General features: G+C 57.4%; 15 protein-coding genes and 1 pseudogene. 9 read left to right on the top strand and 7 right to left on the bottom strand.

The genetic code is table 11. The features are described 5' to 3' along the window. Window positions 1-88 precede the first annotated feature (88 nt). The 5 genes from NPS29_RS18835 (at window position 89) to NPS29_RS18815 (ending at window position 3073) form a co-directional block, all read left to right on the top strand. Window positions 89-490 carry a YciI family protein gene (locus NPS29_RS18835; protein ID WP_274134254.1) on the top strand — a complete coding sequence of 134 codons (402 nt, stop codon included), beginning with the start codon at window positions 89-91 and terminating at the stop codon, window positions 488-490. After that, on the top strand, window positions 487-924 hold the full coding sequence (locus NPS29_RS18830) for a YybH family protein (protein ID WP_274134253.1): 438 nt from the start codon (window positions 487-489) through the stop codon (window positions 922-924). The genes NPS29_RS18835 and NPS29_RS18830 overlap by 4 nt, the downstream gene beginning before the upstream one ends. 36 nt (window positions 925-960) lie before the next feature. Continuing rightward, the gene (locus tag NPS29_RS18825; RefSeq protein WP_274134252.1) at window positions 961-1431 is read left to right on the top strand and encodes a VOC family protein; all 471 of its coding nucleotides are present in this window, start codon (window positions 961-963) and stop codon (window positions 1429-1431) included. A 403-nt stretch (window positions 1432-1834) separates the two neighbouring features. After that, the gene (locus NPS29_RS18820; RefSeq protein WP_274134251.1) at window positions 1835-2128 is read left to right on the top strand and encodes a LuxR C-terminal-related transcriptional regulator; all 294 of its coding nucleotides are present in this window, start codon (window positions 1835-1837) and stop codon (window positions 2126-2128) included. Window positions 2129-2350: 222 nt separating this feature from the next. Then, entirely contained in the window at window positions 2351-3073 is a 723-nt protein-coding gene (locus NPS29_RS18815; protein ID WP_274134250.1) for a hypothetical protein, read from the top strand. Between the two features lie 43 nt (window positions 3074-3116). Here NPS29_RS18815 and NPS29_RS18810 read toward each other — a convergent pair whose 3' ends face one another. Beyond that, window positions 3117-4184 (bottom strand): diguanylate cyclase, encoded by a 1068-nt coding sequence (locus NPS29_RS18810; protein WP_274134249.1) that lies wholly within the window; start codon window positions 4182-4184, stop codon window positions 3117-3119. A 287-nt stretch (window positions 4185-4471) separates the two neighbouring features. On the opposite strand from NPS29_RS18810, the gene NPS29_RS18805 reads away from it, so the two are divergent. The 3 genes from NPS29_RS18805 (at window position 4472) to NPS29_RS18795 (ending at window position 6219) form a co-directional block, all read left to right on the top strand. Continuing rightward, complete coding sequence (locus tag NPS29_RS18805) at window positions 4472-5107, top strand: LysE family translocator (RefSeq protein ID WP_274134248.1); 636 nt, start codon at window positions 4472-4474, stop codon at window positions 5105-5107. 83 nt (window positions 5108-5190) lie between these two features. Beyond that, window positions 5191-5781: a nucleotidyltransferase domain-containing protein gene (locus NPS29_RS18800; RefSeq protein WP_274134247.1), complete on the top strand. Its 591-nt coding sequence runs from the start codon at window positions 5191-5193 to the stop codon at window positions 5779-5781. Window positions 5782-5784: 3 nt separating this feature from the next. After that, on the top strand, window positions 5785-6219 hold the full coding sequence (locus NPS29_RS18795) for a DNA-binding protein (protein WP_274134246.1): 435 nt from the start codon (window positions 5785-5787) through the stop codon (window positions 6217-6219). 117 nt (window positions 6220-6336) lie between these two features. Here the strand turns inward: NPS29_RS18795 and NPS29_RS18790 are convergent, their stop codons facing one another. Beyond that, on the bottom strand, window positions 6337-6972 hold the full coding sequence (locus tag NPS29_RS18790) for a polyribonucleotide nucleotidyltransferase (protein WP_274134245.1): 636 nt from the start codon (window positions 6970-6972) through the stop codon (window positions 6337-6339). Window positions 6973-7348: 376 nt separating this feature from the next. Beyond that, window positions 7349-8281, bottom strand: coding sequence for a restriction endonuclease (locus NPS29_RS18785; RefSeq protein ID WP_274134244.1), 933 nt, complete (start codon window positions 8279-8281; stop codon window positions 7349-7351). 115 nt (window positions 8282-8396) lie between these two features. Between NPS29_RS18785 and NPS29_RS18780 the strand changes: the two genes are divergently transcribed. Then, window positions 8397-8687: a hypothetical protein gene (locus tag NPS29_RS18780; RefSeq protein ID WP_274134243.1), complete on the top strand. Its 291-nt coding sequence runs from the start codon at window positions 8397-8399 to the stop codon at window positions 8685-8687. Window positions 8688-8826: 139 nt separating this feature from the next. Here NPS29_RS18780 and NPS29_RS18775 read toward each other — a convergent pair whose 3' ends face one another. The 4 genes and pseudogenes from NPS29_RS18775 to NPS29_RS18760 form a co-directional block, all read right to left on the bottom strand. Further along, window positions 8827-9111, bottom strand: coding sequence for a pentapeptide MXKDX repeat protein (locus NPS29_RS18775; protein WP_337993900.1), 285 nt, complete (start codon window positions 9109-9111; stop codon window positions 8827-8829). Window positions 9112-9286: 175 nt separating this feature from the next. Beyond that, window positions 9287-9802: a BRO-N domain-containing protein gene (locus NPS29_RS18770; protein ID WP_274134275.1), complete on the bottom strand. Its 516-nt coding sequence runs from the start codon at window positions 9800-9802 to the stop codon at window positions 9287-9289. A gap of 315 nt (window positions 9803-10117) precedes the next feature. Next, window positions 10118-11122: an HNH endonuclease gene (locus tag NPS29_RS18765; RefSeq protein WP_274134242.1), complete on the bottom strand. Its 1005-nt coding sequence runs from the start codon at window positions 11120-11122 to the stop codon at window positions 10118-10120. A 174-nt stretch (window positions 11123-11296) separates the two neighbouring features. Next, window positions 11297-11830: pseudogene (locus NPS29_RS18760) on the bottom strand (REP-associated tyrosine transposase). Window positions 11831-12012: the final 182 nt, after the last annotated feature.

Raw genomic sequence — 12012 nt, 5'->3', positions numbered from 1 at the left:
GAGTAGACCACGGCCCCCGTAGCAGCACGGCTTGCCGGCGGGAGCGGTCTATCAGGCAACGCACGACCATCAGCCCAAGGAGATCACCATGAAATACCTGTGTCTGATCTACAGCAACGAGCAAACCCTGCATTCACACCCCGACAGCCCCCGGGACGATGAATGCCTGGCCTACGCGCAATCAGTACAGGCCAGCGGGCGGATGCTGGCGGCCGAGCCGCTGGAGTCGGTGGAAACCGCCACCACGGTCAGAATGCGCAACGGCAAGGTGTCGATTACCGATGGTCCGTTCGCGGAAACCAAAGAGCAACTGGCAGGTTTCTACCTCATAGAGGCGCGGGATCTGAACGATGCCCTACAAGTTGCGGCGCACATTCCTGCAGCGCGGGTCGGCAGCGTGGAAGTACGACCCGTCCGCGAACTGAACCTGCAACAGGGCCAGTCCCAGGACTACCAACACCGGCCCGTCGCCTCGGGAGCCGCATCATGACCACTGCATCCAACGTCCACGCCGAAATCAAGACCCTGCTCGAAGGCTGGTGCACGGGCGTGCGTGAGAAAAATCTCGACGCGATCATGGCCTACTACGATCCAGAGATTGTCGCCTACGACGCCATCATCCAGTTGCAGTTTCGCGGCATCGACGCCTACCGCCAGCACTGGCAGTTCTGCCTGGGGATGTGCGAGGGCGCGATGCTGTTCGAAACCCATCAGTTGGTGGTTCACGGCAACGACGACGTCGCCTTCGCCCACTGGCTCAACAAATGCGGCGGCACCGACGACAAAGGCGAGGAAAAGTCCTCGTGGATGCGCGCCAGCGCGGGCTACCGCAAGACCGCCGATGGCTGGAAAGCGGTTCACGAGCACTTTTCCGCACCCTTCGACATGGCCAGCGGCAAGGCGCTCTTCGAACTGCAGCCCTGATTTTTCCTACAACAAGAACCCCTGAGGAGAATTCCCATGAGCGTCAAACCCATTCCCGAGGGCCAGCACAGCCTCACCGTGTACATGGGCGTTTCGCCCGCAGACCAGGCCATCGAGTTCTACAAGAAGGCCTTCGGTGCCAAGGAAATGTTTCGTCTGGATGCGCCCGGTGGCCGGGTTGGCCATGCCGAGCTGCAAATCGGCGATTCACGCATGATGCTGTCCGAGCCCTGTGACCAGGGCGGTTTCGGTAGCCCCGAGCCGGGCAGCAAAACCTCGTTCGCCATGCACCTCTACGTGCCTGACGTCGATGAACAATTCAAGCGCGCCGTCGACGCTGGGGCCACCGTAGTCTCCGAAGTTCAAGACATGTTCTACGGCGATCGCAGCGGCAGTGTGCGTGATCCATTCGGTCACCTGTGGTTCATCGGCACCCACAAGGAAGATCTCACTCCCGATGAAATCCGCGAACGCGCGATGAAGATGTTCGGACAGGCGCCGTCCTGATCGCCGGTAGTCCAACTCCATTCTCTTCGCAGGGCGATCGGCGTTGCCATGACACCGATTGCCCCGCAACGTGACAGACCATTGCCCGGCGCCTGCCGAGCCCATCAGGTCATTTGTAACCGATGATTGTAATTCGCATTTGCAGCGTTTATTGTCGCGGGCACTAACACTTTCCCCCAATGAAACGTGCATACGGAGTTTGCACGGGCGTTCCGTTATTTCCAATTTACAACCTTGTAAGACCGTGACAGAGAAATGTCGCCTGCCCTTGTAGGAATATTTACCTTTATTGCTTTGCGGGCCCCAGCGCAGTCGCTTGAAAATAACCTCAATAAAAGTCGGTTCAAGCCGATGGAATGTTTGACGCCACGGATGGCAATTGATTTAAGGATAATGCCAGCGTATGACGGAACGAAAACGTAAATACAAACGCCCCAATCGCACCACCCCCAGAGAACAGGAAGTGCTGCAGCTGCTGCTGGCCGGCTACACCAACAAGGGCATCGCCCAGGCGCTGGGGATCAGTGATTACACGGCCCGGGACCACGTCTCGGCGCTGCTCAAGAAGAATGAAGTCCACAACCGCGCACAACTGATGGCCCTGCACGTGAGTCCCAAGGCCCGTAAACAGTTCGAATACCCCCTACATCTGACGGATTGTATTGGTGAGCCGGCTGCGCATAATGAGGGCTCTTGAAAGTTTGAATTCGAGTCAAGGTGCCGGGGCAATCGGGCTGTTGGTTTTGCGTGCACGTTTATTTTTTCGGGAGCGTAAAGATAGCTGACGTGCAAGTTTCATCTGCCTTGTATATACACAATGCCTAAAGTCAAAGTGTCGGGTGGTATTTGTTAGCGTTGTCTGTTTTGGGGAATCGCAGATTTCAAAAAATAATATTGATAACAATAAAGGAAGCAGTCGATGACTACATGTAACTCCGTTCATGGCGCGATGACCAGCGCGCGCGTGCAGCCTGAACTTCAGGCCTCGATACACGACAACGTCATGGTGCACTTCAACCGGTTGGTCGAGCGGCAGGGGGCCATGTGCACAGAGATGCTTGGCGAACTGCACAGGGAATGGCTCGGTCCTCGGGGCCTGTTTGCCACGTTTGGACGGGAGATCGAACAGCTGGGACGACAGGCGCCCTCACTCGACGAACTGGACGACATCCTCGATGACCTGCGTCTGCAGCAGGCTGAGTCGGCGGTGGCTTTCGTCCTGGGGCAGAGCCATCGGCGTGTGGCTGCGAAAAACCCGTTTGCTGGCCGACGCCGTGAAGCGCTCTGCTGCGTGGCATTCGATGACTGTGCAGGGCTCACGCTGGTGGAGCGATACGCCGCCTATGAGGCACTACGCCAGAATGATTCGACCTTCTTCATCAAACTCATCGCCACTACCCGGGGCGTGTCCGAGCGCCGAATCGTGTTTCGCGGCTTGCTCGAACACTACGACAGCCTGATGCCGCTGGAGAGGTGTATCTACCCCGAAGGCTATCGAAGCATTCAACAGGGGCATCTGGATCGGGAGGAAGCGCTCCATGGTCCGCTGTCCCTCGACGGGAGCCTGATGAAGCTGCTGGAAAAGATGACGCCGTTGAGCTTGCTCAAACAGGTTCAGCCTCCCTCCGAATCGCTGCTATGAATACCAGGTCAAGCCGGCCGGACAACCTTGGAACCCGGGCCGCTTACCGCACCATCAACGCCGTCTTCACCCCGGGTTGCGCCGACGTCACGCGGTTGCGCCCGGTGCTTTTGGCGTCGTACAGCGCCATGTCGGCTTCGTGCAGCCACATGCCAGCGTCGGTGAGGTGCGGGCCGTAGGCGGCGATGCCGATGCTCAGGCTCAATTTCAGGTTGGGCAGGGCGCTGTGGGTGTGTTCGTGGACGGTGCGGCGCAGGCGTTCGAGGATTTCGCCGGCCTGGGCCAGTGTGGTGTCGGGCAGGATCACGCAGAATTCGTCACCGCCGTAGCGGCCGGCCAGGTCGGTCTCGCGCAGGCTCGCGGTCAGGGCGCCGCCCAGTTGCTTGAGCACGTTGTCGCCGATGATGTGACCGTAGGTGTCGTTAATGGACTTGAAGTGATCGATGTCGATCAATGCAACACTGTTCTGCCGGTTCAGGGTCTGGCAATTGTTGAACTCGACTGTCAGCAGATCTTTCCAGGCGCCGTGATTCATCAGGCCCGTCAGGCTGTCGGTGGTGCTGAGTTTCTCCAGCGCCTTCTTGCTCCGTGACAGCTGCACCGCCACCCGATAGCACACCAGGCCAATGGCCAGCGGGTAGATGACCAGCATTGGCAGGCAGGCGTAGATCTGAATCTGGGTGACGTCCGGAAACAGCACAGGCGTGAGAATCCAATACCCCACCGCAGAGCCGGCCAACTGCGCGATACAGCCGAGAACAAAAAGGCGCGGGCCGCCGGCCGCGATGTTGTTCATGGCCATCATCGACAGCGCCGTCACGGTCGGCAGCGGATTGAACCCCATGGCGCCGGCCCAGAAGCCGCCTGCCAGCGAGTCATAAATCAGCGTGCGCCGCTCGGCCTGATACGGCTGGCTCGAAAAACGCGCCAGTTGGTAGGCGACATGGGGCCAGGCGTAGCCATGAAACAGCATCAACGCCCATACCCACGCGGGCGGATGCGAGGGGTAAACAGCGGCCGCGACGGAAAAGAACCCGATGCCCAGACCGACCGTGCGCGGCAGGTACATGCGTCGGGCGTAGGAAAGACCCTTGTGGATGGAGTTGTTCATAGCTCTTCACCGGGTTGTGTAATGCAGCATCCCGACTGAAACATCAGCCACGACGAACACCCATGAGTGTCGCCTGCCTGTCAGGGGCTGGGAAGAGCAAAATGCCACTATTCGTCCGAATCACACCGCCGACTGTCGGCCAGGCTTTGCAGCGTAGCACCTGGCGTCTGTATGGCCTGACTTGACCCCGATCTGTGTATTTACCGCACCCTGCGATTGGGCTGGAATGCAGGTGCTGCGTCGAGCTGTTTTCGACATCCCACCTCAACCCGTTGGCGGAAGTCGTCATGCCTGAACTTTCAAACCTGTTGGCTTTTTCTCTCATCGCGCTGGGCATGGTTCTGACGCCTGGGCCGAACATGATCTACGTGATTTCCCGATCCATCTCACAGGGTCGCAAGGCAGGACTGATCTCTCTGGGCGGCGTGGGCATCGGTTTTCTGTTCTACATGCTATGCGCGGCCTTCGGCATCACCGGCCTGCTCATGGCAGTGCCCTACGCCTATGACGCCCTGCGTCTGGCGGGGGCTGCATACCTGGCCTACCTGGCCTGGCAAGCCGTCCGGCCGGGCGGGCGCTCGCCGTTCCAGATCAAGGACCTGCCCCAGGACAGCAACCGCCAGCTGTTTTTCATGGGCATGATCACCAACCTGTTCAACCCCAAGGTCGCCATGATCTACCTCTCGCTGCTGCCGCAATTCATCAGCGTCGACAACGGCACCAGCGTGCTGGGCCAGTCCCTGGTGCTGGGCAGCGTGCAGATCGGCATCAGCCTGATGGTCAACGCCACCATCGCCATGGCAGCCGGCTCCATCGCCTTCTTCCTCACCCAACGCCCGAGCTGGGCGATGGTGCAGCGCTGGCTGATGGGCACGGTGTTGTTCGGGTTTGCGGTGCGGATGGCGGTGGAGAGCAAGAGATAATACTGTTGCGGGCATTAGTGACTTGAAAAGTGCTGCTTTTAAGGCTTCAATTGCTGCCTTTAAAGCAGCAATATGGTTGCGTTATGTCGCTCGCTTCTTTTTTGTTCTCCGAGTACCGCAGAAAGGTGCTGGTTCTGATGCTTTTGAATCCGGACCGGCAATACCATCAAAGGGAAATCGCTCGCTTGACCCAGACGATTTCCGGCACGTTGAGCCGGGAGCTGAGCAAGATGGTAGAGGCGGGAGTGCTGCTCAAGGTGCCTGTCGGCAACCTGATGCAGTATCGGGCAAATCGTCAATGCCCCATTTTTTCCGAGCTCGTCAGTATCCTGCACAAGACAGATGGTCTGGCTGACAGCATTGCCTTGGCACTCGAACCACTGTCGGATCGGATAAGGACCGCTTTTGTCTTCGGCTCCATCGCCAGCGGCAAAGCCTCCTCACATAGCGACGTAGATCTGATGGTGATTGGCAGCGTCAGCTTCAGTGAGCTGATTGAGCACTTGTATCCGTTGCAGGAAATACTCGGTCGGGAGATCAATGCCAAGCAGTATCCTGAGAAAGAGTGGTTCCAATTGTTAACCGCACAGGGTGGGTTCGTGCGGGATTTAATGGCCAAGCCTAAGCTGTTCGTCATTGGGTCGGAGGAGGGTCTGGCCAAGCATCAGGAGTGACGAATGACGCTGGATAATCTTTTAGGCAGAGCACTGGAGGCCGTCCCCAAGGATGCGGTGAATGTGGAGCGGTTGATGGCTGCGGCGCGTAGAAGTCTTGAGGACGCGCAGTTGCCAGGAATGAGTAGCGAAGGCCGGTTCGACATGGCTTACAAGTCGATCATGCAAGCGGCCAACGCGGTACTGCAGGCTAACGGATTTCGTACCTTGACCAGCACACCCGGTCACCATCAGACGATGATTCAGACACTCCCGCTGACGATGGGGCTGGACCGGATTCGAATGATCACGCTGGACGGTCTTCGCAAACAGCGCAATCTGAGCGATTACTCAGGAGATCCTGTTAGCGAAGCGATGGCACAGGATGCGGTGAATCAGGCGGTCGATCTGCTCCTGGATATCGATAACTGGTTTATCGATCGTCTACGTCATGGATAGCCCGTAGCAGCACGGCTTGCCGGCGGGAGCGGTGTGTCAGACAACTTATTTCAATCTGACCCACCGCTCCCGCCGGCAAGCCGCGCTGCTACGAGGCCTGTGTCTGAAAGCCTGTCCTTATTTCGACCCCGTCACACCCTTGACCACTGCCGTATGGGCCTTGGCATCCTTGGCCAACGAGATCACGTTGACCATCGCCGTGCGGGTGCCGGAGGCGGCGGTGATGGTGGTGCTCAGCACGTTGCCGCCATCGACACTGCCCGACGCATCCAACTGACGCAGGCCGAGGCCTTTTCGCACGATCTTCTTCTCACCGAGCTTCTTGAAGTCCTTGTAGCTGGACTGCTGCTGCACCAGGGTTTCGGCAATGATGTTGTCCAGGGTCTTGGCGTCGTTGGGCGTGACCTTCTGGCCATCGGGCAGCGGCGTTTCGGTGATGATCACCACACGCCGCGCCGGTTTATTCATGTACAGCGCCCCGGTCACGCCTGCCGCCTTGGCCTTGTCGTCGATCTCTTCCATCGGCCCTTTCACGTAGCCCTTGGGCAGGGTGAAGACAAACTTGCCGCTGAGCATCGAGACCTTCTGGCCAACGGGTTTGGCGGGCGCAGCTTTTGAGGGTTTGGCTGTGTGGGTGGTCTTGGACGACTTGGCAGGGTGCTTTGTCTCGGTTGCAGCCTGCGCGCCGCAAGCCACCAGGCCGAAGGCCAGTGCGGAGCAGAGCAGGGCGGATCTCAAGGTGAACAGACGCATTCCTACCTCTTTAAAAGCTGATACTTACAGAGGGTTGGCATTTTGCCTGACGTGTACCGGGCATTGGTAGGAAAGCGATGGGGTGACGTGCGGGGGCTTATCCGCAGCCAAAAAAGCCGCTAGAGGCAGCGGCTGAAATTTTGGAGCTTGGGGCATCGCGCCACGAGCAATGACGCGAACAAACACAATGAAAAAAACTGCAGGCTTGGTCCGGGTTGTAACCTCCTTGCTGGTGCAAGTCCGATCAGGTGCCCCCACTGTAAAAAGCTGACGCCCCGGGATCAAATGAAACCCGGGTAACTATTTTTTAGAGAAATTGTTATGTGAAAGGCCGGGAATTTTTCGCAGCAGAGGTTTGCGGCAGCTTGAACCGACCTTAAACCTTCATCGCCGGAAAAATCGCCCTGATCCCCCGGCACTTCGGATAATCCGTACAGCCCCAGAAATTGCCCCCGGCATTGGCACCGGTGCGCGCCACCCGCATCACCATCGTCTTGCGGCAATGGGGGCACGCCGGTGCTGGCGGCGGGACTGGCTCGGCCGGCGGCTCTGGCACCGGATCCTTTACAACAGGCGGCACCACCTTCGGCACTTCAACCACCGGCTCAACCCGCTCCCGTAATACCTCGGTAGTGGGCCCTGGCATCGGCTTCTTCGCCTCGGCAATCCACTGCTTCAACACCGCGCCATCGATCAGCTGCAGATTGCGCCCCGACGCAAATTCCCGCGCCGGTTTACTGAACTTCCCACTGGTAATCACGAAACCGCCGACAGCCCCCTCGGCCGCCATCGCGCCATACAGCTCCCGCACCACCGGCACCCCCACCTGCACCGCACGCCATTGCTTGCACTGCACCAGATAGATTTCTCCATCCTTGCGGGCAATCAGATCGACGCCACCGTCCGGGCCCTTGCCGCCGGTTTCCTGCACCGCATAACCCCGACGTCGCAAGGCTTCGCCTACCAGCAACTCGAAATCCTGCCAGGTGATGCCGAGAAGGGAGTTGCCCTTGGTGTTGGCGGCTGAATCGAGCAGATTGCGGCGCTTGCGTCGGCCAACGATCGAGGCGATTGCGCCCAAGGTAAAAATCAGCGGCAAGAGATACTGGCAAAAACTCGCCGCCATATGCGCCATGTTGGTCAATACCGTGGCTTGCAGATGATGAATATCCGACGCACTCGCCAACGGCTGACTGGCAACTGAATGCAGAAAAAGCCACGAGCCCAGCGCAATAGCGAGGCTGAGCCACCACGGCAGTCTTGAGGCGATATAAAAGAGATCGTCAAACAGTGAAGTTTTCCTGGCCATATCCCTGGTCCATTTCAAAAAAGCCAATTCTACAGAGAAAAGCCTCTGTAATGGCTCAATGATGTCATGGTAAAAAGCTATCCGGAATATTCATCCGTACCGCTAGGGAATGGCCATGAACAAGGTAGGAACCAGCTTCATCGCAATACTCGCATTGCTGTGCGCCTTCAATGCATTCGCCAGGGAAGCGATGCCCGCCGACGCCGTCATTGTCCAGCGCATCATCGAAAACTCCATCGCCGGCTACCCCGGCAACTGCCCATGCCCCTACAACACCGCCCGCAACGGCAGCCGCTGCGGCAAACGCAGCGCCTATAACCGTGCGGGTGGCTACGCGCCGCTGTGCTTCAAGGAAGACGTGTCCCGCGACATGGTCCAGGAATACCGCCAACGCAACAAAGGCTAACGCCCCGCTCAATCACAAACTCCGCCCCCGTAGGAGCGCGCTTGCCCGCGACGGTGCCAGGACATTCAATACAGCGCCACCCGCCCGTCAAAAACAGCAAAACACCGGGCATCGTCATCATGCCCGGCTATGCGACAGATCACTGACTCATGTCGCCCTTCTTCATGCTGTCCTTGGACATGGCGTCTTTCTTCATGCCGTCGTTAGACATAGCATCTTTCTTCATCGAATCCTTCTTCATCGCGTCACCCTTGGTGGCAGGCTTCGCCATCTTGTCCTTGCTCATCGCGTCATGAGACATCCCGCTCTGATTGCTCATGCTGTCATTGCTCATGGCATCCTTGGACATGGTGTCTGCCGCATAGGCGCCAGAAACCGCCAACAGCAAAGCACCGGAAAAAACAGTTGCGATCATCTTGTTCATTTTGAATTCCTTCGGAAGTGTCCGGAAATGATTGTTTTGACTTCAAACTGCACAACCACTGTGCAAGAAACCCGGTCACCAAATCCTCCCGGAAGGTTAAACAATTCGTGATGTTTGCCCGCGGATACCCCCCAATCCTGTAGGAGTGAGCTTGCTCGCGATCAGGCCCGCCCAGTCACCCCAATCTCAACCCCCGAACCACCGACCGCCACCACGGCACCCGCATCTCACCCCGAACCTCATCCACCGCCAGCACCCGCGGCATATCCCGCAACCGAATCCAAGCCTCACTGCGCCAATGCAGCATGCTCACCGACAACCCCGGCCATTGAAGAAAACTCAAACAAGGACTGCACGGCGCCACCCACTCATCCCGCAAACACGGCACCACCTCATGAGTGATCCACTGCCGCAAACCCCGGTTCTCAACGTGGTAGTGATGCACCAACAGCACATACACCGCGGACTCGCTCACCATCAGCTCATCCTCCTCACCGCACGAATCCACCAACCGCATCACCCGCCGCTGATCCGCATCCAGCTTGCGCGTTGTGCGTTCGTTCAAAGGCCAGCCTACGAGACGGCCAAGGTCCTTGGCGCAGAACCAGACCTGGGATTCGAGGAGGAGGGTGCGCAGGGGGCGGTTGTGGCGGTGGAAGGTGGTGGGGGCGTGGGTTATAGGCATTTCCATATCTCTGCGAAGTTTGCCATCCATGGCTGAATTGGGTGTCGGGAGCTAAGAAACTCTCAGCAGAGAAAAGAGCCGGGCATATTTCCCTTACGGGTCTTGTATTCGCCCACTCCCGACATAGCAGAGATTTATGGCGCGCAGGCAGAGGCCGTAGGCGCACATAAGCCGCATCTATCGGGAGCGGACGGGCCGCTCTGCTGGGGTATTTCTACTGCGTTTCTTAGGCGCTGAGGCAGGGTAGGTGGCTGGGCCTGCCTCGGCAAGATTCGATGTTGTAGGAAAATTCTGAAAATCATCACGGTTGGTCAGGTATCGCTACTTCAAAGCTGCTACTAGCACTTGGTGTTCCTGGGCGATCTCAAACGGAATGGCGTCATCAGGAGCGTTTAACGATCCTGACGGCTGTGGATTGCCGCGTGAGCCAGCGAACAGTTGCAAGGTATTGAATTGCAACTTCAGCGCTTTGACGCTAGGCCAATCTTTCGAGCTTTCAGGGACGGATAGGGCTTTATCCGCCCATTCCTCGTACTCGCTTCCGATCAGCGGTTCAGTTAATTTTACCGTTCGATTCTCAGGGTCGATCCACAAAAGCCCCAAGTCGAAAAGGGTATGAATATCAGCGCGAAGCAACAAACCATTGCTGACGACGTTGGTTTCATCACCCAGGTAAGGGACGATGTGAGCTGCCTCTAGGAGAGCCTCAATGGTGCACCCGGTGACGGCGCATCTGCCTTTGTAGGCTTTGAGCAGCGCGGCTCTGAACTTGCCTTGGCCTTTGCGACGAACTACCGATGCAATGACCTTCTTGCGAGCGTCGATGATGTTTTGAGGATCGAATTCACCTGAATCTGCCAGTTCCTCTTCGACGACAGATGCGTTGAGGTGAGGGCTGCTTTCATGGCGGAGAACAAATTTGGTTGGTTTCGAACCTGACTGGCTTTGATAGAGGAAACGCCCTTTGTAGGTAAAGCCATATCCGGGATGCTGATTTTTCTTTGTCCTGTAGAAAAGCAGCAGTTCTAGCCCGCGCTCGACGTGGTTCTCAAGAAGGTAATCGGTCCGTCCTTCGGTCTGTCCTTCCATCCGTAACACATCGCCGATAAGTACGTCCTCGTATTGAGTTTTATCTGCTGTCTTGGTTTCTGTGACGAAGATCCATACGGAATCGAAAGCCGCGGGTTTGAAGATGCCGTTCTTGATATTGGCGTCGATGATCTGGAACTGGGTACGCAAATCCTTGCGGCTATACACGTGACCTTCGTTGAGCGAGCTAGACGTGTTGGTACCAGTGAGAACCTGTTGTGAGTTTTTCTTCGCCACGTTGTAGTCCTTTTCCACAGAACATGTAGGAAAAGGAATGTTGCGCCACGCTGGGACTACGTTACAACCTGTTTCGGGTCAATGTGATATCACAGGACTATCAACCTTTCAGGCCTCATACATGATCGTCCCCACGCTCCGCGTGGGAACGCATTCCCTGACGCTCCGCGTCAGCTAGACCCACCGCTGCACCTCAATCAAACCCGGCTTCCCCTGATAATCCCGTGCACTCGAATACCTCCAGTGTTCACCAACATCCACATACCCCCGCTTCACCGGATTGTGATGAATGTAATCGAGCTTCTGTCGCATCACGTTTTCGCTCTACACCAACTCCGCGTGCACGCCTTCCTGCCAGACCTGATACACACGGTCGACCTTATGTGCTCGCTTGGCGAATCGTAGCCGCTGCAAAGTGTTTTCGGCATGTATGGTTTCGAGGTGATCGATGATGTTTCGGGCGGTGAAGGATTTGAAGCTTGCGACTGATCTAGCGAGGTTGGGAGATTGGGCGAGGTAGTGCAGGTGGTTCTCCATGATCACGTAGCCGTAGAGTTCGAGGCCTTGGTTGTCCTGCTGAAATCGCCACGCGTTCAAGACGATATCCACCAGGGCAGGGCGGGTGAATAGTGGGAGCCATTCAACGATGGTGCAGGTGAGGAAGTGGGGTTTATCGATTTCGGTGATGGTGTAGCGGCTGCGGGCCACGGCTCTTCCTTGAGTTTGGTATTGGGCGCGGAGCGTTGGAGGCTACTTCAGACGACGATTGAGTTTGAGAGGATTGGTGTTTCTGGGTGCTTCGGGTTGTTGGGGTTAGGGGGCGACGCGGAGCGTCTTGGGCTGCGTTCCCACGCGGAGCGTGGGAACGATCATGTACAAAAAAGGGCTGC

Source organism: Pseudomonas putida, assembly GCF_028682175.1.
In the GTDB taxonomy this organism is placed as follows: domain Bacteria; phylum Pseudomonadota; class Gammaproteobacteria; order Pseudomonadales; family Pseudomonadaceae; genus Aquipseudomonas; species Aquipseudomonas putida_AD.
Note: the sequence above shows the minus strand (reverse complement) of the source record. Positions and strands in the feature narration are given on the sequence as shown.